We start from the raw sequence: 25579 nt of genomic DNA on the forward strand, positions 1-25579 counted from the left end.
GTCGGCGAGTACTGTCCTTAGAGTGTTCGCACTCAGAACAACAAGGACCACCCCATGCGCGTACCAACATTGCCCTGCCTGCTGGCCCTGGCCCTGCCCTTTGCGGCGCTGGCCGAAGGACCGGGCAAAGATGCCACCGACCTCACCCGCCAAAGCAATCAACAATGGTTGCAGCGCCTGCCCTTTGCCGAGCGCAGCGACTTCGACAATGCCCGCCGTGGTCTGCTCGAAGCCGTCGACGACGCCGTGGTCAATGCCGACGGCAAAACTGTCTGGGACCTGCAGCGCTACGCCTTCCTGAACGGCGAGGCGCCGGCCACGGTCAATCCGAGCCTGTGGCGCATCGCCCAGCTCAATAGCATTGCCGGGTTGTTCAAGGTCACCGACGGCATCTACCAGGTGCGCGGCCTGGACCTGGCCAACATGACCCTGATCGAAGGCGAGCACGGCCTGATCGTGATGGACCCGCTACTGTCGGTGGAGACCGCCAGGGCCGGGTTGGCGATGTACTACCGTCATCGCCCGCGGCGACCGGTGGTCGCGGTGATCTATACCCATCCACACGTCGATCACTTCGGCGGAGTGCGTGGGGTGGTCGACGAGGCCGAGGTCAAGGCCGGCAAGGTGCAGGTCATCGCCCCGCAGGGCTTCTTCGAGCATGCCATCAGCGAAAACGTATTGGCCGGGCCTGCTATGAAGCGCCGGGCGCAGTACATGTACGGCGCGCCGCTGCCACGCGGGCCTCGCGGCCAGGTGGATGCCGGCTTGGGCAAGGGTGTGCCAGCCAATGCCACGGTCAGCCTGATCGCCCCGACCCGGCTGATCGAGCAACCCTTCGAAAGCCTGCGCATCGACGGTATCGATATCGAGTTCCAGCTCACACCCGGCACCGAAGCGCCCGCCGAGATGAATCTGTGGTTTCCCCAGTTCAAGGCCTTGTGCATGGCCGAGAACGCCTCCCACGTGCAGCACAACGTGCTGACCCTGCGCGGCGCCCAGGTACGCGATGCCAAGGTGTGGGCGTACTACCTGGATCAGTCGCTGTTGCGCTATGGCGAGCAGGCCGAGGTGGTGTTCGCCCAGCACCATTGGCCGACCTGGGGCGGCGCGGCGATCCGCGAGTACCTGGCCGATCAGCGCGACATGTACGCGTTCATCGATAGCCAGACCCTGCGCCTGATCAACCGCGGCCTCGGCCCCACCGAGATTGCCGCCGAACTGACCACGTTGCCGCCACGGCTGGCGAGCAAATGGTATAGCCGCGACTACTATGGCTCGCTCAGCCACAACGTGCGTGCGGTATATCAGCGCTACATGGGCTTTTACGACGGCAACCCGGCGACCCTCAACCCATTACCGCCGAGCGAGGCCGGTGCGCATTACGTAACGGCCCTGGGCGGTGCCGAGCGCGTGCTGACGCTGGCCCGTGAAGCTTACGCAAACGGCGAATACCGCTGGGTCGCAGAGCTCACCCGGCACCTGGTCTTCGCCCAGCCCGATAACAGCCTGGCGCGCGAGCTACAGGCCGACGCCCTGGAACAGCTGGGCTACCAGAGCGAGAACGCCACCTGGCGCAACGCCTACCTGACTGGCGCACAGGAGCTGCGCAACGGCATGGCGCCAGCCGCCAGCAAGGGCGGCAGTGCCGACGACCTGGTGCGCGCCCTGACCCCGACACTGTTCTTCGACTACCTAGGGGTACGCGTGGATGCCGCCAAGGCCGCCGAGCAGGACCTGACCATCAACTGGCACTTCACCGACCTGAACGAAGACTACGCCCTGACCCTGCGCAATGGGGTGCTCACCCACCGCGACCATCGCCGCCACGGACAGGCCGATGTCGAGGTAAAAATGAGCAAGGCCACTCTGGACCGCATCGCACTGAAGCAGACCGGCTTTCTCAAGGAAGCGACCGCAGGTGATATCGCCATCAGCGGCGAGCGCATAAAGCTCATGCGCTTCATGGCAGCGCTGGACGAACCGGATGGGCGCTTCAACATCGTCACCCCCTGAATCAGCACCAGCGCCGCTCTACAGCGAGCGGCGCAACCAGACGCCCAGCACCAATCCGGCCATCCCCACCGTACACAACGGCACGATCCAGGCACCTGCCTGTCCCTGCCCGCAGCGCAGCATGCCCAGGCCACGGCGGTAGATCCCGCGCTCGCGGGTCCTGCCCAACAGCGCCAATGACAACGCCATGCCTGCCACCATCTGCATTTCGCCACGCCAAGCCAGGCACGCTACCAGTAGCAACGCCACTTGTGTGCGCCGCCAGGCCAGCACTGTACGTTCGGCCTGCAGCCCGCTGTCGCACGCGCTATCAACCATGCCAACGCTCCCAGAACACCCCCACCAGCAGCACGCAGGCAAGCCCACACGCCACACTCAAGAGCGGCACCAGGCGCGCCAGTGGCAGCGGCGCCTCGCGACGCAGCGCCCGTTCAACCGCCAACCAGCGCCAGCCGGCGCCCAGGCTCACCAGCAAGCTCATGGCCAGCAACGCCAACTCCATCGCCACACGTGCTGGCGCGGGCCAGGCATGGGCGGTGAAGGTTTCGAGGGCGATGGCGCCGCCGAGCAAGGCCAGGGCGGTGCGGATCCAGGCAAGAAAGGTACGTTCATTGGCCAGCGTGAAGCGTGGATCGGGCGCCTTGCCCTGCCCCAGCAACCAACGCTCCCAAGGGGTGTGACGGTGTTCGGGGTTCATCGCGGGTCCTGTCTCAGCGCAGCCCTTGGCTGCGCAACGCGCCGGGGGAAAAATAAGAAGCACTGGTACGCACATCGAAGGCGTACGGCCTTGGCTGCTGGTTGGTCAGGCCTGACAATTGGTAGCGGCCAGTGCGCAGGTCATAGATCGCCTCCATGGCATTGACCAGTGCCTGCCCGGTGACGTGGTAGTAGCTGTGGGCCTGGGCTGTACGCCACAACTGCCCCTGGTGATCGAAGAAGTCCGCCTCGACGATGGCCCAGCTGTCCTCGTCCAGGTAGTAGCGACGACTGGCATAGATATGCCTGGCCCCCGGTTTGAGCGTACCCACCACTTCCCACACCCGGTGCAGCTCGTAGCGGGTGGGGTGCGGGTTGACGTGACCCGGCCCGATCAACGCGGCATAGCCGAGCACAGGCGAGGCCAGGCGATAGCTGTTGTACGGCACGTGCAGAACCTTCTTGCCCACCAGGGTCCACTGGTAGAGGTCCGGGGCACCATTGAACATGTCGCGGCTGTCGGCGGTACGTAGGCCGGCGGTGCCCGGGGTGATGCTGTCATAGGCAAGTGCCGGAGCCCGCCGCACCCGCCGCTGACTACTGCTGTACAGCCACGACAGGCGCGGCTGCGCGACCTGATCGAGGGTTTCGTGCAGCACCACGGCATCGCCCGCCAGGCGCGACGGGGCGGTCATGCGGTAGCTCAGGTAATACAGGACATTGCCGGTCTGGCCATCCTCCAGCACGTCGGGGCGGGCGAAGGTCTGCTGCAGACTCATCGTGGCGAAGCGGCCATCGCCACGCGGGGTGATACTGTCCGAGGCCAGGCTGTAGCTGGCATTGCGTGGCCGGGTGAGGTGGTTCCACAGAACCTGCAGGCCATTACTGGGCTTGGGGAATGCCAGGACGCCGGCAAAGCCTTGCACGCCGTTGCCGTCATTGACCAGTTGGGCACTGCGAGCATTGTGCCGGGCCCACTCGCTCACTGGTTGCGGCACCGCGACACTGCGGTGCGATGGGTACACCGGCAAGCGAAACGAGTTAGGGTAGCGCTGGAGCAAGGCCACCTGCCCGGCGGTAAGCTGCTCCCGGTACTGGGTGTAGTTGTTGGCGCTGATGACGTAAAGCGGCTGCTCATCGGCGTACGGGTCAAGGGGGGTACCGTTGACCGCCAGCGATACTTGCCCCGCTTGCAGGCCGCCGCTCCAGGCCGGGATGCGACCGTCGCTACTGGGCCCCCATTCGGCCCCAACCGGCGTCAGTTCTGCATGCAGCGGCTTGGCAGCCACGTGCAGGGTCAGCAGGCTGGCGTTGACGAGCAGGATGCAGCGCAGCAGGGCAACAGGTTTCATCGGGCTAGGCCTCTTGTTGTTGTGTGATCCCAGACGGGCTTGCCTTGGCCCGCCCTTTCGGGGTGATACTAGGAGCCGCGCTTCGAACCTCACAAATAACGTGTTCGGATACGTGCCATATCAGTTCGGCATACCCTTGGAACCGCTCCGATGACCCTGAAACAGCTTCGCTACCTGATCGCCATCGTCGAAGCCGGCAGCTTCTCCTCGGCTTCGCGCCGGGCCTACATTGCCCAGCCGGCGCTGAGCCGGCAGATAAGCCTGCTGGAAAGCGAACTGGAAATGCAGTTGCTTGACCGCCAGCACGACGGCATTGCCCTGACCGATGCCGGGCGCCAGCTCTACGAGGTGGCGCGTCAGGTGGTGCAAAAGCTCGACTCGGTGAAGGACGAGCTGAAGTCCAGCCGCGGCGACCCCAAGGGCCACGTGGCCATTTCCATTCCGGCCACTGCCGCCAACCTGCTGCTGCCGGAAATCGTCAGGCGCGCCGAACAGCGCTTCCCCGGCGTGATCCTGACGGTGTGGGACGGCCTCAGCCGCGAAGGCGGCCAAGCCATCGAGCTGGGCAAGGTGGACTTTGGCGTGGTGCCCAATGCCGAGGAACTCGAGCATGTCGAGGCTGAGCCGATCTTCACCGAAGCGCTGTACTGGGTCGGCGCATCAGCACCGAACGCCCCTGACACCATTACCCTGGCCGAGGCCGCCGCCACTCGGCTGGTGTTGCCGCCGCGGGCGCTGCACCTGCGCCGGCGCATCGAGCAAGCCGCCATGGAAGCCGGCGTGCCACTGAGCGCCGCCTACGAACAGCAATCGGCACCCGGCATCGCCAGCCTGGTGCGTGCCGGCCTGGCGGCGACCATCAGCAACTGGCCGCCGTTGAGCGAACTGCTCGAACCCACGACGGCGCGACGCATCGTCGAGCCGCGCATCAGCCGCACCATCGCCTTGGCGCACTCGCAGCACAAACCCCTGTCGTTCGCCGCCGGTTGCTTGCGCGACCTGGTGCGCAGCGTGCTGATCGACCTGGTCAACAGCGGCCGCTGGCGGGGCGATCTGATCGGCAAAGAGGCCGAACCGCTGGAATCAGTGCTCGGCGTTCAGCTGGCGGTCTGAGCGCGCGTCTGCCCGTCACCTGCAGCCGACTCGCGCAAGCGCTGCAGGGTGCGCTGCGGGTTCAAGCTGGCCAGGCCAACCAGTCCGGCCACCACCAGCACTGCACCGCAGACCAAGAACCCCTGGGCGTACCCCGCCGGATGCGCGGCTCCCGCGCCCTGCACCAGCACGCCGGTGACCACCGGCGCTGCCAAACCGGCCAACGAAGCGATGCCGTTGCCCATGGCCAGGATGCCGCCGCGCTGGGCCGCCGGGGTGAACTCGGCAAGCATCGCCGGCCCCACCGAATACATGACTAACGCCAGGCCGCCACTGAAGGTCAGCGCTGCAACCCGCACGGCGGTGCTCAGCCCTGGCAGGATCAGCGACGCCGACAACAGCCCGCCCAGTATCAGGCACATGGCAACGAATACCCCGCGTGCCACCCGCGAAGGCACGCCGCGGCGCATCAGGCGCTGGGACAACCAGGCCAGCAGCAAGCTCAGCGGCGTGGTCACGACCACGAACATGACGAAAATGCGTCCGGTCTGCAGCGGGTCGATGCCCAGGCCGACCTGCAGGTAGCTGGGCACCCAGGTCAGGGTCAACGCCAACGACCAGTTAGCGGCGAAGTGGCACAGGTAGTTGCCCAGCACACTGGGATCGCTCAGCAGTTTGCGGTAGGGAATTGCCGGTTCATCGGCCTTGAGCTGGCTGGCGCGCAAACGCTCGAGCGTGCCCTCCTGGCCCAACCGCCACCACAGCAGGCACCAGACCAGGCCGATCAGTGCCAGGATGATGAAGTTGGTACGCCAGCCATAATGCAGGCTGACCCAGGGGATCATTGCCCCGGCCACCAGCAGCCCCATGGCGCTGCCGGCATGCAGCAGGGCCACCGGCAGGTTGCGCCGGTCGTTGGGGAACCACTTGTACAGTGCATGGGTGGCGACCGGCGACGCCGGCCCCTCGCCGATGCCCAGCAGCACGCGGCAGGCGACGATGGTCCACAGTGAGGTGGCGAACAGCATCGGCAGCTGGATCAGTGCCCAGAACAGGCCCATGCCCAACAGCAAGGTGCGAGTGGGGCGGCGGTTGGCCATAAAACCACCGACCACGGCGGAGATCGCGAAAAACCAGTGCAAGGCGCCGCCGATCAAGCCGAACTCGGTGGCCGTCAGGCCCAGTTCGGCGCTCATCGGCACCGCCACCAGGCCGATCACCACCTTGTCGAGAAAGTTGACCAGCATCAGCAGCGCCAGCAAGACGGCCACCAGCCAGGCAGTACGGGGGTTGGGCAGGGAAGAATCTGCAGTCATGGCGAGTACTCTTGTTATTGTTGTGGGGTGATGCCAAACGGCCGCCGCAGCGGCGGCCGTCGATCAGGCAGGCATCAGCACGCCTTTGGCGATGGTGTTGCGTTGAATCTCGCTGGTGCCGGTGAGGATACGCATCATTCGCGTGGCGCGGAAAATCCACTCTACAGGGTGGCCCTGCATCAAACCGGCCCCGCCGTGCACCTGGACCGCCTTGTCGGCAATGCGGAAGGCGGCCTCGGAGACGAACAGCTTGCACATCGGCGCCTGAGTACGGATATCGCCCCCGGCGTCATTCACCTGGGCGGTGGCGTACACCATGCTGCGCGCAGCGTGCAGCTCGGTGGCCATGTCGGCGATCATGTGGTTGACCGCTTGGAACATAGCGATCGGCTGACCGAATTGCTTGCGGCTACGCGCATGCTCGATCGACAGGTTCAGGGCCAGGCCGGCCATCCCCAGCAGGGTCGGGCAATGCAATAGGCGGTTGAGGGTAATGCGCCCCATGGCCAGCTTGAAGCCCTGTCCCTGTTCACCGATCAGGTTGGCCGCCGGCACGCGCACTTGATCCAGCACGATGTCACCATGGGCACCGCCACCGGACATCACCGAATAGTCGCTGAGCACCTGTACACCGGGCGCCTTGAGGTCGACGAAGAACGCTGAAATACCCTGTGCGCCCTGCCCCGGTCCGGTCACGGCGAGCAGCACCGCCAGGTCCGCGTAAGTGGCGCCGGAGATGTAGCGCTTGTTGCCGCTGAGTACGTAGTGATCGCCCTCGCGGTGTGCCTGGGTCGCGATGGCTGTCGCATCCGAGCCGGCCTCGGCTTCGGTCAACGCGAAGCACACGGCTTTTTCGGCGCGGCACACGGGTTTGAGGAAGGTCTCGACCTGGTAAGGGCTGGCCACCTTGAACAGGTGGCCGACCCGCGGCGGCCCCGACAGCTCGCCCAGCACATGCGGCGCGAGCATGGAGCCGGTCAGCACCGTGGCCTCCTTCACCGCGCACAGGTCGGCCACGTTCAGGCCGGCCCCACCCATGCTTTCAGGCAGCATGACGGTGTACAGGCCTTGCTCGCTCGAGCGCTTCCATACCTGCCGCAGCACCGCCTGTGGATGCGGGCGCGCCCAGTCCAGCTGAGCTTGCTGCTCCAGCGGGCGAACCTGATCGCGAACGAAACCTTCGATCGCTTCGATGATCTGCGCAGCTTTTGCACTTGGTTGATACATGGTAATGCTCCCTGGTCAGATACGACGTTCGCTGTGTTGCCAGTAGGTGTCCCGGACCAGGCGGCGGACCACCTTGCCGTTGGGGTTTTTCGGCAGTTCGCTGACAAAGTCCACGCCGCGCGGCTTCTTGAAACCGGCCAGTGCACGGCCGCAACGCTCGATCAGCTCGTCGGCCTGCAACTGCGCCCCGGGCTTGAGCACCACCACCGCACGCACCGCTTCGCCCCACTGCGCATCGGGCACACCGACCACCGCCACCTCGAACACTTCCGCGAAGCCGTAGATCACCTGCTCGACTTCGCTGGGGTACACGTTGAAGCCACCGGAAATGATCATTTCCTTCTTGCGATCGACGATGAACACGTAACCCTGCGCATCGACCGTCGCCAGGTCACCGGTGAGGTAGTAACCGTCGCGCATGACCTCGGCGGTGAGCGCTGGCGCGCGCCAGTAACCCTGCATGACGTCCGGGCCCTTGACCACGATCTCGCCGACCTCGCCGGGTGCCACATCCTCGAACGCCTCATTGACCACTCGCAGGTCGGTCTCGAAATAGCACCGCCCACAGGAGGCCAGGCGCTGGTAGTCGCCGTCTTCCACCAGATGGTCCTGCTCGGTCAGTACCGTGACCAGCGAACAGGTCTCACCGGCACCGTAACCTTGCGCGAGAATCGGCCCGAACAATTCGATGGCTTTCTTCACCAAGGCCGGCGCCATGGGCGCAGCGCCATACATGACCAGCTTCAAGCTGGACAGGTCGAAGCGCTCGACGCCAGGGTAATTGACCAACCGGTTGATCATCGCCGGCACCAGGAACAGCCGGGTCACCCGTTCGCGCTGGATGGTCTCGAGCAACAGGCGGTCGTCGTAGCGCTCCAGCAGCAGGTTGCAAGCGCCGACTGCCAGCAGGGGCATGATCTGCATGCCGCTGGCATGGGTGATAGGCCCGACGTGGGCCATGACGTCGCCCGGCCCGGAGCGCCGCGTCGGGCTGGCGATACTCTTGCGCACCAGCGCCTTGCGGTTGCCGAAGGAGAGCATGGCGGCCTTGAGCACGCCCGAGCTGCCGGAGGTGTAGTGCAGCACGGCCAGCGCGTCGTCGGCCGGGTCCAGGTCCAACCGTGCTTCGCTGCCGCGCTCGAGCAATGCGGCATAGCCCAGGTCGCCGCCCTCGCCCTCCAGCACGATCAACTGGCGCAGCAGCGGCAACTGCGCACGCCGGGTGGCCAGCGCCTGGGCAAAACTGGCATCGGTGATCAGGGCAACGCTGCAGGAGTCTTCCAGCACCCGCACCGCTTCATCCAGTGACAGCCGGGCATTGATCGGCACCTTGACCATCGCCGCCTTGTACAGCGCCACTTCCGCTTCCACCAACTCCACGCGGTTGGCGGCGAGGATCGCCACATGCTCGCCGGCGCCCACGCCCAAGGTACCCAGCCCAGAGGCCAAGCGGTTGCTGCGGCGTTCCAGCTGGGCGTAGGTCAGGCGCGCCTGGCTGTCCGCTACGGCAATCTGATCAGGCCAGTAGCGGGCACTTCGGGTAATGATCGTTCCAAGGTTCACGTTGTTGTTCTCGTCGACAGGAAGACATCGACGATGCTAAACAGCCGTGCGCGGGCGCATCTAATACCAGTTTCAGATGCCGTCCATAGCGTTATTGGCTGGCATCCTCAGAACGCTGGCAGGCGTGGACCTTGCAACAGCCATGACCCCAGCTCAGAAACTCGCCTTGAGCGATACCATGAAGTTGCGCGGCTCACCGTAGTAGTTGCCGAACGTCTCGGTACCAATGGTGGTGTAGTAACGCTTGTCGAACAGGTTGTTGCCGTTGAGGGCCACAGACCAGGTGTCATCGATCCGATAACCGATTCGACCGTTCCAGATCGCGTAGCCCGACTGGCTGATTTTCTCGCCGCTGGAAGGCGAAACGCGGTAATTGTCGCTTTGCGCATTAACCCCGGCGCCGAGGGTGAAGCGTTCAAGTGCGCCAGTCAGGGCGTATTCACCCCACATGCGCAACACATGCCGCGGCACATAGCTGTTGAACGCGGCGCCGTTGAGGGTGGTGTCGATATCGTCGAGGGTCTTGGTCTGGGTGTAGGTGTATCCGGCGAGCAGTTGCAAGCGCTCGATGACTTCGCCGCTGATCTCGGCCTCGAAACCTTGGGCGCGAACCTTGCCGGCATTGACGTAACAGTATCCATCGGAGGACGGGCAGGAAGAGTTGTAGTCAGTTTGCGCCTGATCTTTCTGGATGGTGCGGAACAGGTTGAAAGCGCTGTTCAGGCGACCGTCGAACCAGGCGCCCTTGATCCCCAGCTCGTAGCTCTGGCCCACCAACGGCTTGAGCGCCGAGCCGTCTTCGGAGCGGTAATTGCCCTGCGGGGTGAAGATGTCCGAGTAGCTGGCGTAGGCCGTGAGGTTGTCGTTGAGGTCCAGCAGCACGCCGGCAAACGGCGTGACCTGGCCGGTCTCGCGGGTACTGGAATGCTGCGAAGGGACAGCGTTGAGGAAGTCATAATCGGTGTCGGAGCTGTACCAGCTCACCCGACCACCCACGACTACGGTCAGTGGATCGGCCAGTTTCAAGCGCAGGGTCGAATAGACGCCCTTCTGTTTGGTCACCGATTTGACCGGGCCGCCACGCGACGAGTTTTCGATGAAGTAGTTGTCATCCGGCTCAGGGATGGACTTGTCCGGGTTGAACACGTCCTGCCGTTGCGGCAGAAACGCCACCGAGTAGAAATCGTCCTTGTTCGCGCGGCTGGCGTTCATGCCCAGCACCAGTTCATGTTGCTGGCCGAACGCGGCAAATTTGCCATCGATGTAAGCGTCCAGGCCATAATCGACCTGGTCGTAGTCGTACAGGCTGCCGAGCATGCCGGTGGTATTGGTGCCAGGCGTCACCGCTCCGGAGGCGAAGGCGTATTTGATGGCCTGGGTGTTCTTGGTATAGACGCTGGCCACCTTGAGCTTCCAGTCGTCATTGAGCTGGTGGGTCAGGTCACTGAACACTGTGGTGCGCTTGCTGCGCCAGGTATTCCAGGAAGGGTCGAGGCAGGTCGAGCGGCTGAGCTTGAGGTCGCTGCGATCCTTGTAGCGCGGCAGGCCACCCCAGCATGGGTTGGCGTCGACATCTTCATAGGCGATGCCCAGGCCGAGCGTGGTGTCGGGGCTGACATCGAGGTCGAGCGCGCCGTAGTACACCTGGTCCTTGCGGCTGGCGTCGTCGACAAAGTAATGCCGGCTCTGCTCGGCGATCACCGCCCGCCCACGCAGGCTGCCGGACGCATTCAGCGGGCCGCCGGTGTCGACCTGGCCGCGATAGTTGTCCCAACTGCCGCCAGAAAGGGTGATGTCGGTATGCGCGACTGCCAGGCCGCGCTTGCGCACGAAGTTCACCCCGCCCGCAGTGCCACCGGAGCCTTTCATCATGCCGGCGGCACCGCGCAGTACCTCGACCCGATCGTAATAGGCCATGTCGCTGCTGAAGCTGTCGGCCTGGACATAGAGGTTGCCCATGTCCAGTGGCACACCATCGTACTGATACTGGCCCGACATACGAAAGCCGCGCGAGTAAAAGTACTTGCCGCCCATGGTCGAGTCGTAGACGGTGATGCCGGGGGTCTTTTCCATGACCTGATCGATGGTGTTGAGGTTCTGGTCATCGAGCATCTTGCGGGTCATCACCGTGACCGATTGCGGGGTCTCCTTGAGCGAGTGTTCACCCTTGCCGATGGTCACCGCACCGGTGGTGTACGAACCGCTGTTTTCGGTGGTAGCACCCAGCACTTGGGCGTTGACCGTGGTGGCGCCCAGCTCCAGCGCCGAGCCCGTTGCCGGCACTGCGCGCAGGACAAAGGTGCCGTTGGCCTGGGGCTCGGCTTGCAAACCGCTGCCACCAAGGATTCGCGCAAAGCCTTCGCTGACGCCGAACGTGCCTTTGATCCCAGGTGAATGCAGGCCATCTGTGTCGCGCGCGTCAAAGGAAATCGCAGCCCCGGCCGCACTGGCGAAACGGCTGAGCACTTCAGTCAGGCTGCCCGCGGCGATATCGAACGAGCGCACCGTACTGTGCTGCTGGGCGGGCACCTGGGCCGCCAGGGTGACGCTCGACCACCCGCCGGCAGTGGTTGCCACCAATAATCCAACTTTTACTGCTTTCGCCAGCCCACACCACTTGTACACAGCAGACATGCCTACCCTCCCCCCAAAGAACATCAAATGAACTCACTGGGGAATGAGCCGAACAGTGGATTGGAAAAGTGCAGGCGCTGACAAAAAATTTTCAACCGATGGCAATCGCGGCGGCGCCCTCAACTTCTGCCTACGACTTCCCGGTGGGCGCGGAGACATTGACCCAGAACCGGCTGTAGCGCGTCACCCGCAGCGACAAACCACTCTCCAGCGCGGCCAGCGCGCGGTCGGTGTCATCGATGGGGAACGCCCCAGACACCTTCAATTGCGCAATCCGCGGATCACAGCGCAGCACGCCAGGGCGATAGCGCGAAAGATCAGCCAGCAAGTGCGCCAAAGGACGATCGAGGGCGATGATGCTGCCTTGCTGCCAAGCACCCACCGACGCGTCATTGCGCCTTGGCGCCGTCACCGCGCGGGCATTGAAGTCTACCGACTGCCCGGCTTCCACGCGCACCGTCGATGCACCGCTGAACGACCTGACTTCTACCGCTTTCTCGAGCACCGCCACCTCACCACCCTGCGCCTGCGAGCGAACGATAAAACGCGTCCCCAGCGCCAACACCTGGCCATGCCGGGTGAGCACCTTGAACGGCCGCTGCGCAGGATCAGCGGCGGTGCTCACCAGAATCTCACCCGACAACAGCTCAAGCAGCCGCTGACGACCGTCGTACCTGAGGTTGACCGAGGTATCGGTGTTGAGTAGCAGCGAGCTGCCATCGGCCAAGCGAAACTCGCGGCGCTCACCCACGGCGGTACGAAAATCGGCAAGCAGGTTGTGCGAGGTCTCACTGCGCCAGCCCAGCCAGCCCAGTGAGGTGGCCGGCACCACTACTAACACGCTGCCAAGCAGCTGGCGCCGAGAGCGCTCGGCGCCGCGCAAGGCAGGGGCGGCCAGGCTGCCAGGCACACTGGCCATCTGCTCGCTCACAGCCGCCATGCGTTGCCAGGCTTGACGATGAACCGGGTCGGCAATCAGCCAGTCATTCCAGGCGCGGCGATCGGCATCGGTCGCCACGCCCGACTGCAGTCGGGCGTACCAGCGCGCGGCGGCGCTGATCGCTTGCAACTCGGCAGGCGAGAGGCTCATGCCAGTTGCATCTTGATCTGCATCAGGCAGCAATGCTCCATGGCCTTGGCCATGTAGTTATTGACGCTGCGCAGGCTGATGCCCAGGTGCTCGGCAATCTGTGGGTAGGTCAGGCCATCGAATTGCGAGAGGATGAACACTTGCTTGACCTTCGGCCCCAACCCTTGCAGCAGGCGGTCGATTTCGACCAGCGCTTGCAGCACGATCGCTTGCTCCTCCAACGAAGGATGATGCGCTTCAGGCAGGTTGGCCAAGGCATCCAGATAGGCCTGCTCCAACGAGCGCCGACGCAGCAAGTCGATCAGCAAGCCTTTGGCAATGCGTGACAGGTACGGCCGGGGCTCGCGAATCTCCAGCGCGCTGCGCGCCTTTAGCACTCGCACGAAGGTGTCCTGGGTCAGGTCGGCAGCATCGAAGGCATTTCCCAGGCGCTTGCGCAGCCAGCCATTGAGCCAGCCGTGATGGTCGCAGTACAGCTCATTGACGGCGCTACGCAAGGATAGATCGGTGGCGGACATGGTAATAGAACAGTTCGCGAGTGGTAATGAATCTTATTGTCATGCGTGCACTCGGTGATTTGCAATAGCCATGCATTGGCCCAGCAGGCTATTTACCATGGGGCGCTTAGAACTTTTGCCTATTTATCGGTCTATGTGAATACGCACATTTGCTCGCTAGACAGCCACCTCACCAGGTTTGCGCAAGCAGATGAGCACACGTCAAACTGCCACGTAGAGGTTGTCTTTGCTCATGAAATTCAATGCCCCCCGGATGGTGCTTTTGGCCCTGTTCGCCTTCGCGGCAGTGGGCTCGGCCTCAGCAACACAGATCAACCCCAAAGCGCCGGCCTTGGCCCAGCAACTGACAGCCGTTGAGCCAGCCAAGCAGTCGGCTGGCAACCCTTGGTCAAGCCTGGCCGACGTCGCCGATCAGCAGTCGGCGCCATTGCTGGCCCATGACGACCGTTACTGGCACGACGGCCGTTGGCACGATCGCCGAGATGAGTGGCGACGCGACAACTGGCGCCGAGATCAATGGCGTAGGGAGCAGGCGCGCCGTGAAGCCAAACGCCATCGTGACTGGGAGCGCCACCACGAACGGGTAATGCGCCACCGCTACGAAGAGCATCACCGTTACTATCGCCGCTAACACCCTGCACGCCTGAGCCTGAGTGCTCAGGCCGCCAGCACCTTGAGCACAATCATCCCGGCCAGGCCGAGCAAACACAGCACACCCATGCCATAACTGACCGTACGCCATGGCTGCACGCCCGCTAGATAAGTGACTGTGTGCAAGACCCTGGCGACGGTAAACAGCCCGCTCAAGTACTGGCTCATCACCCCAGGCGCATCAACGGCAACCGCCAGCCCACCCAGCGCAATGAACAGCGGGATGCTTTCAAGGTCATTGCTCCAGGCTTTCGCGCCGCGTCTGACTTGTGGGCATTCTTCGAATTCGGCCGAGCGCCGGAAAACAGCAGCATCTTCGGGGTTTGTGAAGATCTGGCAGCGCAAACGAAAATAGCCTTGATAGCACGAGATCGCGAGCATCTTGAGCAGCAGAACCACCACACAGATGGCATACACAGACAGCACACTGTTCATTGCCTGCCCCTGGCGCAAAAGCCCCGAACCACGATATACAACAGCGGCCCTGCTGAAACGAACACGATCGTGACCAGCACGTACGGCAGCACCCCGCGCAAAGGCTCCCCTCGGGCGCGGGTGTCGTTGACCATCCAGAGACAGGCAAGCCCGGCCATCAGGTACAGATCGATGACCACTTGGGCAGTGTCGGGCCTGGCCATCAGCTCAAGGCCGAATGCGATCAGCGACTGATCGGCAATTAGCATGCTCCAGCCGGTGTACAACGTGAAAGCCAACAGCAGCGGTAAAGCGATATAGGGCGCGCGCATGTGCTTCTCCTGGTGAGTTGCACGCAACCCTAGTGGTAGAGTTGCTCGCTGCTCAATGACCTGACAGGTCATGGACTCGCTACACAAGGACCGTCAGAGTGTACCCATGAGCCCTTCCCACTCCCTCACGACTCATCCGCTTACCGCCACAGCGGCGGGTGAGCATCTGCGGCGCCTGCGCCGTCAAGCCAGGCTGAGCCAGCTCGAATTGTCGCTGATTACTGGCATTTCCCAGCGTCACCTCAGCTGCGTCGAGACCGGCCGCGCCAAGCCCAGCCCGAGCACGCTGCATGCTTTGCTGTCAGCCCTCGACGCTCCACTGGAACAACGCAATGAGATATTTCTCGCGGCAGGTTTTGCCCCGCGCTACATGGCCTCGACACCCGACGCGCCAGCGATGGCAATGGTGCATGACGCGATCGAGCACATCCTGCAGGCCAACAACCCGGCACCGGCGTTGGTGATCGCCAGTAACTGGGACATCACCGCTGCCAATGCCAGTGCCGGCTTGCTCATGGCAATGCTCGGTGTTCAGACGACCCAGCCGTCCGGCCTGAATCTGCTCGACACGCTGCTGCGCCCCGGTGGCCTGGGCGACCACCTGGTCAATGCCGATGAGATACGCGCAATTGCCTGGCAACGCGCGGCCCGGGAAGCCTTCAGCAATCCTGAGTTGGCTGAGCTGTTGCGCAAGCTGCCTGGGCCAGCCGATCTGCCACTGAGCCCGGCACTCTCCCCTGTGGTGTTGACCCGAGTGCGCAGCGCGCAAGGCGAGCTCAATTTCCTGTCGACCTTTACCACTTTCGGCATGCCGCTGGACATCAGCGTGGCGTCACTGCGTATCGAACATCTGATCCCTGCCGACCGGCAAACCTGGCAGGTGATGACGGCGGCGTACGCGCAGTGGTCAGCGGCGGCAGTTTAGGCACAGCCCAAGGTCATTCGCTCGGCTGGCGCTTGGCATTTTTCTTGGCGATGGCTTTCAACCGCACAGCCGCTCGCTGCACGGTGGCCATCTTTTCCGGGCGTTTCATTGCACGCCATTTGCGAATCTCGTCCCGGCTTCGACCACAGCTCACGCACAGCTCGCTGTTGAGCTGGCACAGCGAGACGCAGGGGTTGTCGATGTCTTTGGCCATGGGTTTGCTCCTGAGCGGGCGCAGATCATACCTCAAGCGCATTGCTGCGGGGGCTCTCGCCCCTCATCGCAGGACATGTCGCAGCGATGTGGGGCGACTGGTCGTCAGCCATTGCACTGCGCCGTCAAGAACTTCTGACCCCCAGCATCCCGCGCTCGACGATGAAATCGATCACCGCCTGCAACCCCTCGCCCTTCTTCAGGTTACTGAAGGTCCAAGGCCGCTGCGGGCGCATGCGCTGGGTATCACGCTCCATCACTTCCAACGAAGCGCCAACATACGGCGCCAGGTCGGTCTTGTTGATTACCAGGAAGTCCGACTTGGTAATCCCCGGGCCACCTTTACGCGGGATCTTCTCACCCTCGGCAACGTCGATCACGTAGATGGTCAGGTCCGCCAGCTCCGGGCTGAAGGTGGCGCTGAGGTTGTCACCGCCGCTCTCGACGAAGATCACCTCAAGGTTGCCGAACTTGCGCGCCAAGGCCTCCACTGCGGCCAGGTTCATCGAGGCATCCTCGCGAATCGCGGTGTGCGGGCAGCCGCCGGTCTCTACCCCGACGATGCGCTCAGGCTCAAGGGCGCCGGCCTCGGTAAGAATGCGCTGATCTTCCTTGGTGTAGATGTCATTGGTCACCACGGCGATCTGGTAGTGATCGCGCATGGCCTTGCACAGCGCTTCGAGCAGCGCGGTCTTGCCGGATCCTACCGGGCCGCCGACACCGACGCGCAGGGGTTGCTGATAGCTTTGCATGAAGGCAGTCCTCAAGAACGGAACAAACGGGTGTATTGGGTTTCATGTCGCGACGAGGCAATCGCCAGCAGCGGCAAGCCGCTACCGAGTTGCTCGTCGCTCAGGCTCAAGGCCTGGTCAAGCACTGCGGGCAGCGCTTCACCGAGGTCGCGCAGCAGGGTCTGGGCGGCCTGCTGGCCGAACGGCACCAGCTTGACCCCAGCCATCACCGCCCCTTCCAACCAGGCAAAACCCAGGCCCAGGGCTAGTTGGCGTAACGGGATCGACCAGTGCACGGCGAGCCAGGCCATACCGCCCAGCTGGCTAAGCTCAAGGCTCGCTCGCCAGGCCGGGTCTTGGCCCAGCTGCCAGCCGTCGAGCATCCGTGCCAGGGCATATCCGCGCTGGCGCTCCTCAAGGCGCAGCTCGGCGGTCTCGCGGTTGGCCAGCAAGAACTGGCTCCAGCGCCCAAAGGCTTGAGCGTCATTGGCCTGGCAGGCATGGTACAGGCGCGCCAGCAGCGGCCAGTCGAGGTAGCCGAGGGTGTCGTGCAACTGCTCTCGCTGCCAGTCACAGAAGCTGGCAATGTTGTTCACCCAGCCAGCCTCGACCGCCCACTCCAGCCCTTGCGAATAGGTAAAGCCGCCCACCGGCAAGCCGGGGCTGGCCAGCTGCAGCAGGCGCAGCAGCGCCAGGTCGCTGCTCATCAACCGGCCACGACCAGCGCAGCGCCAGCCAGCAGGCCGCCGCCGAAGGCCTTCTGCAAGCCGCTATGGCGACGCAGCAGGCAACCTACGGCAAAGCCTGCCGCCAACAACAGGCCGCTGACGGTGACAAAGCCTGCACTGAACAGCCAGAACGCACTCGGGGTCGCTTCGACACCGTGCGCCCAGCCATGGAACAAGGCGAAGATCGGCATGGCCAACGCCAGCAACAGCTGCCGACCTGGCACCAGCAGCGCCGCGGCCGCCACCAGCAGCGAGCCGATGATCATGCTTTCCATCCCCAGCACATCACCGAACAGATGCCCCAGCACTGCGCCTGCGAACATCGCCGCCAAGGTCGCCAGCGGCAACGTCAGGCTGCGCCGGGTCAGTGCCGCCAACACGCCGGTACCGAGCAGCATCAGCAAGTGATCGAGGCCCGTCAGCGGATGCAGCAAGCCATCGTGCAGCGGGTTGCTGTCGTGGCCAGGGTGGGCGAAGGCCGGTACAGCGACCAGCAGCAACAACAGGGCAAGGCTTTTTTTCATTGATGATTCCTCAGGAATGGGCAGGCAGGCGCACGAACGGATGATCGTTGCCGTGGCTATGGCTATGCGGCGCACTCTGGTAGGCACCCGCTTCCGGTTCGAATGGCGCCTGCTCGGCGTCCACGCTCAGGCCAAGGCCGCGCACCATGTCATCGAGCACATAGTCATGCTGATAGCGCAGCAGCCCGGCTTCGATCTGCAGTGGCACATGGCGGTTACCCAGGTGATAGGCAGCGCGAGCCAGCAGCAAAGGGTCGCTGCAGCGCACCGTGGATACCGCCTCTGGCGCGGCCACCACACGCACGACCTGGCTGCCGTCGGCGTCAGCGAGCAGCTCGCCACCGCGCAGCAGATGACCGCGCTCGAGCATCAGCCCGGCCTCGCGGCCATCGTCGAGGGTGACGCGCAGGCGGCTCTTGATACGGCTGTCGACATCCAAGGTGACGCTAGCGGTCACCGGTGCGGCATCGGCGATGCGTCGGGTCAGGACAATCATGCTTGCTCCTTCAGAACAGAAAATAACGCTGGGCCAGCGGCAATTCGCGGGCCGGTTCGCAAACCAGCAACTCGCCGTCGGCGCGCACCTGGTAGGTTTGCGCATCGACTTCGATGACAGGCTGCAAGGTGTTGTGCAGCATGTGCGCCTTGCGCACCTGGCGACAGCCGTGGGCGACGCCGATCAGGCTGCGCAGGTTGAGCTCCTCGGCCAGGCCACGGTCAAGCGCCGCCTGGGGCAGGAAGGTCATGCGCGTGGCATGCCGGGCGGCGCCCATGGCGCCGAACATCGGCCGGTAATGCACGGGCTGCGGGGTGGGGATCGAGCCGTTGATATCGCCCATCGGCGCGGTGACGATCATCCCGCCTTTGATCACCAAGGCCGGCTTGACCGCAAAGAACGCCGGCGCCCACAGCACCAGGTCAGCCAGCTTGCCGACCTCGACCGAACCGACTTCATGGGCAATGCCATGGGTCAGCGCCGGGTTCATGGTGTACTTGGCGATGTAGCGCTTGACCCGGAAGTTGTCGCTGTAGTCGCTGTCTGGTGCCAGCGGGCCGCGGCGCAGCTTCATCTGGTGCGCCACCTGCCAGGTGCGCAGCACCACTTCACCGACCCGGCCCATGGCTTGGGAGTCGGACGAGGTCATGGCGAAGGCGCCCATGTCATGCAGGATGTCTTCGGCGGCAATCGTCTCGCGGCGGATGCGCGACTCGGCGAAGGCCACGTCTTCGGCGATGCTCGGGTCGAGGTGGTGGCAGACCATGAGCATGTCCAGGTGCTCATCGACCGTATTGACGGTGTAGGGCAAGGTCGGGTTGGTCGAGGACGGCAGCACGTTGGCCTGCCCCGCCGCACGAATGATATCGGGCGCATGCCCGCCACCGGCGCCTTCGGTGTGGAAGGTATGGATGGTGCGATCGCCAATCGCCGCCAGGGTGTCTTCGATGCAGCCCGACTCATTGAGGGTGTCGGTGTGGATCGCCACTTGGATGTCCATCTCCTCGGCCACGCCCAGGCAACAGTCGATGGCCGCCGGAGTCGAGCCCCAGTCCTCATGCAGTTTCAGGCCAACCGCACCTGCGGCAATCTGCTCGCGCAGCGCTTCGGGGCGCGAGGCGTTGCCCTTGCCCAACAGGCCGATGTTGATCGGCAGGCAATCGGCCGCCTGCAGCATGCGCGCCAGGTACCACGGACCCGGCGTGCAGGTGGTGGCATTGGTGCCGGTCGCCGGCCCCGTGCCGCCACCGATGAAGGTGGTGACGCCACTGGTCAATGCCTCTTCGACCTGCTGCGGGCAGATGAAGTGGATATGCGAGTCGATGCCACCGGCGGTGACGATCTTGCCCTCGGCGGCAATCACTTCGGTGCCGGGCCCAACCGGCACGGTGACGCCGGGCTGCACATCCGGGTTGCCTGCCTTGCCGATCGCGGCGATGCGACCCCGCTTGACGCCGATGTCGGCCTTGACGATGCCCCAGTGGTCGATGATCAGCGCGTTGGTCAGCACCAGGTCCATCGCCTCGCCCGCCAGCATCTGGCCCTGGCCCATGCCATCGCGGATGACCTTGCCACCGCCGAACTTGACCTCCTCGCCATAGATGGTGAAGTCCTTCTCCACTTCCACCCACAGCGCGGTGTCGGCCAGACGCACCCGGTCGCCTACGGTGGGGCCGAACATGTCGGCATAGGCCTGGCGGGAAATTCGGCTCATAGCCTGCCCTCCAGCGCGCCCATCACCTTGCCCTGAAAGCCATACACCTCTCGCTTGCCAGCGTAGGCCACCAACTGCACGGTGCGCGCCTGGCCTGGTTCGAAGCGCACCGCGGTGCCGGCCGGTATGTCCAGGCGAAAGCCGAGGGTCGGCTCACGCTCGAACACCAGCGCGTCGTTGACTTCATAGAAGTGGTAGTGCGAACCGACCTGCACCGGTCGGTCGCCATGGTTAGCGACGCTGACACTGACGGTGGCGCGGCCAACATTGAGTTCGATATCGCCGGCGGCGACCTGGATTTCTCCGGGGATCATGCGGGGCTCCTTAGACGATAGGGTCGTGAACGGTGACAAGCTTGGTGCCGTCGGGAAAGGTCGCCTCGACCTGGACGTCGTGGATCATCTCGGGCACGCCGTCCATGACCTGATCACGCCTGAGCACTTCACGCCCCAGGCTCATCAGCTCGGCGACACTGCGGCCATCGCGCGCGCCCTCCATCACCGCGGCGCTGATCAACGCCACCGCTTCCGGGTAGTTGAGCTTCAAGCCGCGGCCCAGGCGGCGCTCGGCCAGCAGCGCGGCGGTGAACAGCAGCAGTTTGTCTTTCTCTCTTGGGGTCAGCTCCACGGCGTCTCTCTCAGGTAGCCCAGATGCGCGGCGGGCATGGCGCCAGGCCGAGTACGGCCGGGCGCAGCACATGCCAGAGGCGCTGCAGGGTGTGTTGCAGATGTTGGTTGTCGTGATCGAGCAGGCGGATCACCAGCAATTGACCGAGCAGGGTCGCGCCTGCTGGGTTGGCGAGCTGCTCCAATTCGGCGCGGACCTGCTCGAGCAGGGCCTGGTCGGCCGGGGCCGCGCAGAAGGTCGCGAGCAATGGGTGCTCGGCAACTTTCGCCAGGCGCCCGCCTTCGATGCGCAGGCGCTCGTGCAGGCCCGGATCATCTGCCAGCTCGATGCGCAGCCGGCTGTCCAGCGCGCCCTGGCTGAAGCGCTCGTTCATCACTGGCCGGCCCAGGCACAGGGTCTCCCAGGCCAACAGCCGGGCACCGGGTTCAAGGGTAAAGCGGCTATCAAGGCTGGCCCTGGCGCCGGAGAAGAAGATGCTGTCTTGTGGCAGCCACTCCAAGGTGCTGCCCGCGGCCAGGTGAAAGTGCTGCGCAAGCCGCGCGGTGGGCCCGATGCTGCGATAGAACTTGCTGGCGCCCGGCATGGTGAGCAGTGCATGGCTGCCAGGTTCGAGCTGGATGTCCAGCTCCAGGCGGTCGCCCGCAACGATGCCCCCGGGCGGATGCAGGATGTACACATGGCACGGTGCACCTTCTGGGTAGAACGGGCGCTGCACCAAAAGAGGTCCAAAATGCTTGCGCGCACCAAGGCGGGTCACTCCGTCGCGCTCGACGAAGCGCAACTGCAGGTGGGCGCTCCAACCCGCGTCCTGTTCGATTTTCTCTGGTTGTTCCGCCTGCAACATCCTGCGGCCCCTGCAAATCCGTGGCGCTATGGCCGGTTATGAGGGTCGGGGCAAGCAGCGAAGTTGCTGTACCAGCCTGACCACTCGATCAAATTCGATGGCTGGATATAGCAGGTTGCGGGCCAACTACGCAGGTGAACGATTGTGAAACTGTTTGCGCAGATGCTCTGGCATCGAGCACCAGCGCCTGGGCGCACAATCGCAGGGCGATGGATTGCTCCGATACAGTGCCCACGAGGCGTCCATTCCACTCCCAAGATGAAATAGAGAAACTTCCTACACCCCTTTAGGAAGTCAAAAATATCACTGAGAAATGCTTCTTCGTTAGTGTCGGGACTTGAGCCCGAGGCAGCCCATTCCCTGCGTGGCTGTTAGCGCACAACCCGCAGATCCGCCAAATGGATGGCCGCTTCCCAGCAGACAAGGACTTCTCATGCCCCGCCAATCCAATCTTCGTTACAGCGTGCAACCCTTGGTCGGCGACGCCGCATTCGAGGTGGTCTCGTTCACCCTCGATGAAGCCTTGAGCACCCCGTTCAAGCTCAACCTGGAGCTGGTCAGCGCAGACGCCGACGTCGACTTCGCCCAGTTGCTCGACCAGCCTGTGCTGTTCACTATCTGGGACGGCCCACGCCCGGTGCGCTACGTGCACGGCCTGGTCAGCAGCTTCAGCCAAGGTGACAGCGGCTTCTCTCGCACCCGCTACCAGGCACTGGTCGAACCGCAGCTGGCCCGCGCCAGCCTGCGCTCGAACTGGCGGATCTTCCAGCAAAAGACCGTGCCGCAAATCCTTGAGCTGATGTTCCAGGCCCAGCGGCTGAGCAACGTCAGCCTGGTGGCCTGTTTCGACCATCAGGTTCGCGAATTCTGTGTCCAGGCCGGTGAAACCGACCTTGACTTCCTGTCCCGCCTGGCCGCCGAAGAAGGCTTTATCTACAGCTTCGAGCACAGCGCCACCGGCCATCAACTGATCATCACCGACCGCCTGCTGGAGATGGGCCTGATCAGCCGCAGCGTGATCAAGGCCGAAGACGACGATGAAGGCTTCTTCGATGACGTCGAAACACCCGACGCCGACCCCATCGCCGTGCTCTACCAGCCCAACGGTGGCGGCGATCAGGCCAAACCCGCCCTGCACCGCTTTCGCTACAGCGAACAGGTACGCAGCGCCCGCCAGGTGCAGCGCGACTACAGTTTCAAGCACCCCGCCTACCGCCAGGAGCATGCCGCCACTGCCAGCGACCTGCAGCACCAGTCCCCGGCCTACGAGCGCTTCGACTATCCCGGACGCTACAAGCGGGATGTGGTCGGCAAGCCGTTCACCCACAACCGCCTCACCGCCCTGCGCCACGATGCGCGCATCGCCCAGGTCGAAGGCGACGATGTGCGCCTGCAACCGGGCTTGAGTTTCAACCTGATCGACCACCCGCGCGAAGACCTCAACGCCCACTGGCGGGTGATCGGCGTGCACCACGAGGGCTGCCAGTTCACCAGCCTGCAGCAAGAGGCGGTGGGCGCCGACCAGGGCACCCGCTACCTGCAACAGGCGACGTTGATTCCCGGGCGCATCGAGTGGAAACCCGCCCTGCTGCCCAAGCCGCATATCGACGGCCCGCACATGGCCACCGTGGTCGGCCCCGCCAACGAACAGATCTATTGCGATGAATGGGGCCGGGTCAAGGTCAGCTTCCCCTGGGACCGCGACAGCCAGGAAAATGAGTTCAGCTCGTGCTGGGTGCGCGTCTCGCAAGGCTGGGCCGGCGGCAGCTGGGGCGCGATGGCCATCCCACGGATCGGCCAGGAAGTGATCATCCACTACGTCAATGCCGACCCCGACCAGCCGCTGATCACCGGCCGCACCTATTGCGCCAACCAGCTACCGCCGTACGAGCTGCCCAAGCACAAGACGCGCATGACCATCAAAAGCCAGACCCACAAGGGCCAAGGCTTCAATGAGCTGCGTTTCGAGGATGAGCTGGGGCATGAGGAGGTGTTCATTCATGCGCAGAGGGATCAGAACACCCACGTCAAGCACAACCAAACCACCTTCGTCGGCAACGACCGCAGCGAACGGGTCGAGCATGACGAAACGGTCTCGATTGGCAATGATCGCCGCGAAGACGTTGGCCGCGATGAGTCCGTCAGCATTGGCCAAAACCGCCTGCATGAAATCAGCAATGACGACAGCCTGACCATCGGCCGCACGCAGACCATTGTCACCGGCCAGGATCGGATCGAAACGGTCGGCAATCACCGCCAGGACAAAACCACCGCCAATCATTCGGTGGAAATTGGCGGCCATCTGCAGCAACAGGTGGCCGGCCATGTCGAGCTACGTGCAGGCCAAGCGATCAAGCAGCAGACCCAGGTGTTTGACATTGAAGTCGCCGACAGCCTGACCATCAAGAGCCCAGGCGGACTGCTTCGGCTCGATGGCGCCGGCATTACCCTCGAGGGCGTGGCCATCACTATCAAAGGCCCGGTGGCGCAAAACGCTACCGGCAGTAGCAACGCGTTTGCCATCGACGGCGCGCCAGTGGTAGGCGAGCCGATATGCGTCAGTTGCCTGCTCAAAGCCATCCAAGAGGGCCGTAGCGTGGTGCGCATGGAAGGAGCCGGCCAATGAATGATGCTTTCAGAGACGCCCTGTTCACGCCTTTGCGCGAGTCTTCGCAGTATCGCCTGGCCGCGATCGTCGAGCTCGGCCGGCTCAGCGAGCAAGGGCGAGAACGGCTCGCGAGCAAGTGCCCAGGCAGGCTGTGGTCGCTTTTGCAGCAGAGCGATTTCAAAAACCTGCTGTCGGTGGCCCCCTGCCTGTGTGTGCCGCGCGAGGGCGCCAGCCTGGAAGGCCAGTGGGACTTTTTCTGGACGCTCAATGAACTTGCCATGCAAGGCATCTGTGGCTGGATCGTCAGCAAACTGCCGGCCGCAGCGTTGCTTGAGCACCTTGGCCAAGCCAACATCGTGCGGGCTGCCGATGGCCATCGCTACCTGTTGCGCTATCACACCGAACACAGCCTGAAAGTGCTGCATGCACGCCGGGACCTGCCAGACATCGCGCACTGGCTGGCGCCTATCCATAGCTGGTGGGTGCCCTATCCAGATCATCAAAAACAATCCTGGCAGTGCCTGAGCGGAGCTGACCTGCCTGCCGGCAAGCGCCTGTCAGGCCTGGCGCTTGACCAGGCGTGCTGGCATGCACTCAGCGGTGAACCGCTTAGCCAGCGCCTTGCCGAGCAACTCAAAAGCACACTGGCCGCCAGCGGTATGCCTGCCCGTTGTCACGGGGTGCGCCTTGGGCTTGCCCAACACCATCTTGCTCAAGCGCGCGCCGCCGGCCTGACCCGGCAAGCGGACTTGATCACCTATGTCAATTGCATGGCTATCCACGAGAGCGCCTTGAACGCCTGCGCTGCGTGGCAGCACGCCTTGGATCAAGCCCGTGCCAATACCCGCCTGCTCGCCGACGCCCTGGCCCAGGCGAACATTCAATCGCTGCAGTAAGGACGCTCAGATGATCGCTTGGCAAGACTTCCTCGAGCTCAACCGCAAATCCTGCGAAGAACTCAGCGAGCAGTTCGACCTCGGCCCCGCCGTCAGCTGCACCCGCACCTTCACCATCCTGCCGCTGCGCTACGCCGTGGTTGGCGGCAACCCCGGCCAGCGCAAGCGTTTGCCCGATCTGGCCGAGCACCTGCGCCAGCCCCAGCAGGTCGCCACACTCAAGCATGCGGCCTACGCCATACGCCCTTTGCGCGAAGGGTTCCTGTACGTGATAGAACAGCGCACCAGCACTGGCCGCGCTACCCTGCACCGGCCCTATCGGATTGCCGCCAACGGCTCGTTGTCACTCACCGAGCCCGACGCGCCCTGGGAGCC

At 63.9% G+C, this 25579-nt stretch carries 27 protein-coding genes; 7 read left to right on the forward strand and 20 right to left on the reverse strand.

Annotated features, from left to right (window positions below; translation table 11 throughout):
* Positions 1–54 precede the first annotated feature (54 nt).
* Positions 55–2013 carry an alkyl/aryl-sulfatase gene (locus tag ACI2JX_RS17400; RefSeq protein WP_404690601.1) on the forward strand — a complete coding sequence of 653 codons (1959 nt, stop codon included), beginning with the start codon at positions 55–57 and terminating at the stop codon, positions 2011–2013.
* A gap of 18 nt (positions 2014–2031) precedes the next feature.
* Here ACI2JX_RS17400 and ACI2JX_RS17405 read toward each other — a convergent pair whose 3' ends face one another.
* The 3 genes from ACI2JX_RS17405 to ACI2JX_RS17415 are packed head-to-tail and all read right to left on the reverse strand — an operon-like array spanning position 2032 to position 4061.
* Positions 2032–2331: a DUF202 domain-containing protein gene (locus ACI2JX_RS17405; RefSeq protein ID WP_404690602.1), complete on the reverse strand. Its 300-nt coding sequence runs from the start codon at positions 2329–2331 to the stop codon at positions 2032–2034.
* A complete protein-coding gene (locus ACI2JX_RS17410; RefSeq protein ID WP_404690603.1) occupies positions 2324–2710 on the reverse strand; it encodes a YidH family protein in 387 nt (128 codons plus the stop codon). The genes ACI2JX_RS17405 and ACI2JX_RS17410 overlap by 8 nt, the downstream gene beginning before the upstream one ends.
* Before the next feature lie 13 nt (positions 2711–2723).
* Entirely contained in the window at positions 2724–4061 is a 1338-nt protein-coding gene (locus ACI2JX_RS17415; protein ID WP_264232484.1) for a DUF1329 domain-containing protein, read from the reverse strand.
* Positions 4062–4211: 150 nt separating this feature from the next.
* On the opposite strand from ACI2JX_RS17415, the gene ACI2JX_RS17420 reads away from it, so the two are divergent.
* Positions 4212–5174, forward strand: a complete 963-nt coding sequence (locus ACI2JX_RS17420; protein ID WP_404690604.1) for a LysR family transcriptional regulator — start codon at positions 4212–4214, stop codon at positions 5172–5174.
* On the opposite strand, the gene ACI2JX_RS17425 is transcribed toward ACI2JX_RS17420, so the two are convergent.
* From ACI2JX_RS17425 to ACI2JX_RS17450, 6 genes are all read right to left on the reverse strand, one after another.
* Positions 5159–6469 carry an MFS transporter gene (locus tag ACI2JX_RS17425; protein WP_404690605.1) on the reverse strand — a complete coding sequence of 437 codons (1311 nt, stop codon included), beginning with the start codon at positions 6467–6469 and terminating at the stop codon, positions 5159–5161. The two genes, ACI2JX_RS17420 and ACI2JX_RS17425, sit on opposite strands and share 16 nt — an antisense overlap.
* Before the next feature lie 63 nt (positions 6470–6532).
* Entirely contained in the window at positions 6533–7696 is a 1164-nt protein-coding gene (locus tag ACI2JX_RS17430) for an acyl-CoA dehydrogenase family protein (RefSeq protein WP_404690606.1), read from the reverse strand.
* Positions 7697–7711: 15 nt separating this feature from the next.
* Positions 7712–9259: an AMP-binding protein gene (locus tag ACI2JX_RS17435; protein ID WP_404690607.1), complete on the reverse strand. Its 1548-nt coding sequence runs from the start codon at positions 9257–9259 to the stop codon at positions 7712–7714.
* A 153-nt stretch (positions 9260–9412) separates the two neighbouring features.
* Positions 9413–11893, reverse strand: a complete 2481-nt coding sequence (locus ACI2JX_RS17440; protein WP_404690608.1) for a TonB-dependent siderophore receptor — start codon at positions 11891–11893, stop codon at positions 9413–9415.
* A 130-nt stretch (positions 11894–12023) separates the two neighbouring features.
* On the reverse strand, positions 12024–12983 hold the full coding sequence (locus ACI2JX_RS17445; protein ID WP_404690609.1) for a FecR domain-containing protein: 960 nt from the start codon (positions 12981–12983) through the stop codon (positions 12024–12026).
* Positions 12980–13501 carry a sigma-70 family RNA polymerase sigma factor gene (locus ACI2JX_RS17450; RefSeq protein WP_186557003.1) on the reverse strand — a complete coding sequence of 174 codons (522 nt, stop codon included), beginning with the start codon at positions 13499–13501 and terminating at the stop codon, positions 12980–12982. The genes ACI2JX_RS17445 and ACI2JX_RS17450 overlap by 4 nt, the downstream gene beginning before the upstream one ends.
* A gap of 232 nt (positions 13502–13733) precedes the next feature.
* Here ACI2JX_RS17450 and ACI2JX_RS17455 point away from each other — a divergent pair, with 232 nt between their 5' ends.
* Positions 13734–14132, forward strand: coding sequence for a hypothetical protein (locus ACI2JX_RS17455; protein WP_264232472.1), 399 nt, complete (start codon positions 13734–13736; stop codon positions 14130–14132).
* A gap of 26 nt (positions 14133–14158) precedes the next feature.
* Here the strand turns inward: ACI2JX_RS17455 and ACI2JX_RS17460 are convergent, their stop codons facing one another.
* Both ACI2JX_RS17460 and ACI2JX_RS17465 read right to left on the reverse strand, forming a co-directional pair.
* Complete coding sequence (locus ACI2JX_RS17460) at positions 14159–14587, reverse strand: MAPEG family protein (protein WP_264232470.1); 429 nt, start codon at positions 14585–14587, stop codon at positions 14159–14161.
* Positions 14584–14898 (reverse strand): DUF2834 domain-containing protein, encoded by a 315-nt coding sequence (locus ACI2JX_RS17465; RefSeq protein WP_368971981.1) that lies wholly within the window; start codon positions 14896–14898, stop codon positions 14584–14586. Before ACI2JX_RS17465 ends, ACI2JX_RS17460 begins: the two co-directional genes overlap by 4 nt.
* A gap of 106 nt (positions 14899–15004) precedes the next feature.
* Here ACI2JX_RS17465 and ACI2JX_RS17470 point away from each other — a divergent pair, with 106 nt between their 5' ends.
* On the forward strand, positions 15005–15823 hold the full coding sequence (locus ACI2JX_RS17470; protein ID WP_264232468.1) for a helix-turn-helix domain-containing protein: 819 nt from the start codon (positions 15005–15007) through the stop codon (positions 15821–15823).
* A gap of 13 nt (positions 15824–15836) precedes the next feature.
* Here ACI2JX_RS17470 and ACI2JX_RS17475 read toward each other — a convergent pair whose 3' ends face one another.
* From ACI2JX_RS17475 to ACI2JX_RS17515, 9 genes are all read right to left on the reverse strand, one after another.
* Positions 15837–16037, reverse strand: coding sequence for a DUF1289 domain-containing protein (locus ACI2JX_RS17475; RefSeq protein ID WP_264232467.1), 201 nt, complete (start codon positions 16035–16037; stop codon positions 15837–15839).
* A 124-nt stretch (positions 16038–16161) separates the two neighbouring features.
* Entirely contained in the window at positions 16162–16788 is a 627-nt protein-coding gene (gene ureG / locus ACI2JX_RS17480) for an urease accessory protein UreG (protein WP_186556992.1), read from the reverse strand.
* Between the two features lie 11 nt (positions 16789–16799).
* Complete coding sequence (locus ACI2JX_RS17485) at positions 16800–17474, reverse strand: urease accessory protein UreF (protein WP_404690610.1); 675 nt, start codon at positions 17472–17474, stop codon at positions 16800–16802.
* Positions 17474–18019 (reverse strand): HupE/UreJ family protein, encoded by a 546-nt coding sequence (locus ACI2JX_RS17490; RefSeq protein WP_368971985.1) that lies wholly within the window; start codon positions 18017–18019, stop codon positions 17474–17476. The genes ACI2JX_RS17485 and ACI2JX_RS17490 overlap by 1 nt, the downstream gene beginning before the upstream one ends.
* A gap of 10 nt (positions 18020–18029) precedes the next feature.
* Positions 18030–18515, reverse strand: a complete 486-nt coding sequence (gene ureE, locus ACI2JX_RS17495) for an urease accessory protein UreE (RefSeq protein ID WP_264232461.1) — start codon at positions 18513–18515, stop codon at positions 18030–18032.
* A gap of 10 nt (positions 18516–18525) precedes the next feature.
* Positions 18526–20229 carry an urease subunit alpha gene (ureC, locus tag ACI2JX_RS17500; protein WP_404690611.1) on the reverse strand — a complete coding sequence of 568 codons (1704 nt, stop codon included), beginning with the start codon at positions 20227–20229 and terminating at the stop codon, positions 18526–18528.
* On the reverse strand, positions 20226–20543 hold the full coding sequence (locus ACI2JX_RS17505) for an urease subunit beta (RefSeq protein ID WP_186556982.1): 318 nt from the start codon (positions 20541–20543) through the stop codon (positions 20226–20228). The genes ureC and ACI2JX_RS17505 overlap by 4 nt, the downstream gene beginning before the upstream one ends.
* Before the next feature lie 10 nt (positions 20544–20553).
* Positions 20554–20856 carry an urease subunit gamma gene (locus ACI2JX_RS17510; RefSeq protein ID WP_186556975.1) on the reverse strand — a complete coding sequence of 101 codons (303 nt, stop codon included), beginning with the start codon at positions 20854–20856 and terminating at the stop codon, positions 20554–20556.
* Between the two features lie 10 nt (positions 20857–20866).
* Positions 20867–21700 carry an urease accessory protein UreD gene (locus ACI2JX_RS17515; RefSeq protein ID WP_404690612.1) on the reverse strand — a complete coding sequence of 278 codons (834 nt, stop codon included), beginning with the start codon at positions 21698–21700 and terminating at the stop codon, positions 20867–20869.
* A 433-nt stretch (positions 21701–22133) separates the two neighbouring features.
* Between ACI2JX_RS17515 and ACI2JX_RS17520 the strand changes: the two genes are divergently transcribed.
* The 3 genes from ACI2JX_RS17520 to ACI2JX_RS17530 form a co-directional block, all read left to right on the forward strand.
* Entirely contained in the window at positions 22134–24326 is a 2193-nt protein-coding gene (locus ACI2JX_RS17520) for a type VI secretion system Vgr family protein (protein ID WP_404690613.1), read from the forward strand.
* Positions 24323–25204 carry a DUF4123 domain-containing protein gene (locus tag ACI2JX_RS17525; RefSeq protein WP_404690614.1) on the forward strand — a complete coding sequence of 294 codons (882 nt, stop codon included), beginning with the start codon at positions 24323–24325 and terminating at the stop codon, positions 25202–25204. Before ACI2JX_RS17520 ends, ACI2JX_RS17525 begins: the two co-directional genes overlap by 4 nt.
* 10 nt (positions 25205–25214) lie before the next feature.
* Positions 25215–25579, forward strand: a 365-nt coding sequence (locus ACI2JX_RS17530; protein ID WP_404690615.1) for a toxin VasX, incomplete at its 3' end; no start/stop codon positions are given.

The organism is Pseudomonas sp. NPDC088890 (genome assembly GCF_044900155.1).
In the GTDB taxonomy this organism is placed as follows: Bacteria; Pseudomonadota; Gammaproteobacteria; order Pseudomonadales; family Pseudomonadaceae; genus Aquipseudomonas; species Aquipseudomonas urmiensis.

Bases quoted from the DNA above. Each gene is read 5' to 3' on its own strand.
- ACI2JX_RS17400 (WP_404690601.1), top strand. From the start codon at position 55: ATGCGCGTACCAACATTGCCCTGCCTGCTGGCCCTGGCCCTGCCCTTT.
- ACI2JX_RS17405 (WP_404690602.1), bottom strand. From the start codon at position 2,331: ATGGTTGATAGCGCGTGCGACAGCGGGCTGCAGGCCGAACGTACAGTG.
- ACI2JX_RS17410 (WP_404690603.1), bottom strand. From the start codon at position 2,710: ATGAACCCCGAACACCGTCACACCCCTTGGGAGCGTTGGTTGCTGGGG.
- ACI2JX_RS17415 (WP_264232484.1), bottom strand. From the start codon at position 4,061: ATGAAACCTGTTGCCCTGCTGCGCTGCATCCTGCTCGTCAACGCCAGC.
- ACI2JX_RS17420 (WP_404690604.1), top strand. From the start codon at position 4,212: ATGACCCTGAAACAGCTTCGCTACCTGATCGCCATCGTCGAAGCCGGC.
- ACI2JX_RS17425 (WP_404690605.1), bottom strand. From the start codon at position 6,469: ATGACTGCAGATTCTTCCCTGCCCAACCCCCGTACTGCCTGGCTGGTG.
- ACI2JX_RS17430 (WP_404690606.1), bottom strand. From the start codon at position 7,696: ATGTATCAACCAAGTGCAAAAGCTGCGCAGATCATCGAAGCGATCGAA.
- ACI2JX_RS17440 (WP_404690608.1), bottom strand. From the start codon at position 11,893: ATGTCTGCTGTGTACAAGTGGTGTGGGCTGGCGAAAGCAGTAAAAGTT.
- ACI2JX_RS17445 (WP_404690609.1), bottom strand. From the start codon at position 12,983: ATGAGCCTCTCGCCTGCCGAGTTGCAAGCGATCAGCGCCGCCGCGCGC.
- ACI2JX_RS17450 (WP_186557003.1), bottom strand. From the start codon at position 13,501: ATGTCCGCCACCGATCTATCCTTGCGTAGCGCCGTCAATGAGCTGTAC.
- ACI2JX_RS17455 (WP_264232472.1), top strand. From the start codon at position 13,734: ATGAAATTCAATGCCCCCCGGATGGTGCTTTTGGCCCTGTTCGCCTTC.
- ACI2JX_RS17460 (WP_264232470.1), bottom strand. From the start codon at position 14,587: ATGAACAGTGTGCTGTCTGTGTATGCCATCTGTGTGGTGGTTCTGCTG.
- ACI2JX_RS17465 (WP_368971981.1), bottom strand. From the start codon at position 14,898: ATGCGCGCGCCCTATATCGCTTTACCGCTGCTGTTGGCTTTCACGTTG.
- ACI2JX_RS17470 (WP_264232468.1), top strand. From the start codon at position 15,005: ATGAGCCCTTCCCACTCCCTCACGACTCATCCGCTTACCGCCACAGCG.
- ACI2JX_RS17475 (WP_264232467.1), bottom strand. From the start codon at position 16,037: ATGGCCAAAGACATCGACAACCCCTGCGTCTCGCTGTGCCAGCTCAAC.
- ureG (WP_186556992.1), bottom strand. From the start codon at position 16,788: ATGCAAAGCTATCAGCAACCCCTGCGCGTCGGTGTCGGCGGCCCGGTA.
- ACI2JX_RS17485 (WP_404690610.1), bottom strand. From the start codon at position 17,474: ATGAGCAGCGACCTGGCGCTGCTGCGCCTGCTGCAGCTGGCCAGCCCC.
- ACI2JX_RS17490 (WP_368971985.1), bottom strand. From the start codon at position 18,019: ATGAAAAAAAGCCTTGCCCTGTTGTTGCTGCTGGTCGCTGTACCGGCC.
- ureE (WP_264232461.1), bottom strand. From the start codon at position 18,515: ATGATTGTCCTGACCCGACGCATCGCCGATGCCGCACCGGTGACCGCT.
- ureC (WP_404690611.1), bottom strand. From the start codon at position 20,229: ATGAGCCGAATTTCCCGCCAGGCCTATGCCGACATGTTCGGCCCCACC.
- ACI2JX_RS17505 (WP_186556982.1), bottom strand. From the start codon at position 20,543: ATGATCCCCGGAGAAATCCAGGTCGCCGCCGGCGATATCGAACTCAAT.
- ACI2JX_RS17515 (WP_404690612.1), bottom strand. From the start codon at position 21,700: ATGTTGCAGGCGGAACAACCAGAGAAAATCGAACAGGACGCGGGTTGG.
- ACI2JX_RS17520 (WP_404690613.1), top strand. From the start codon at position 22,134: ATGCCCCGCCAATCCAATCTTCGTTACAGCGTGCAACCCTTGGTCGGC.
- ACI2JX_RS17525 (WP_404690614.1), top strand. From the start codon at position 24,323: ATGAATGATGCTTTCAGAGACGCCCTGTTCACGCCTTTGCGCGAGTCT.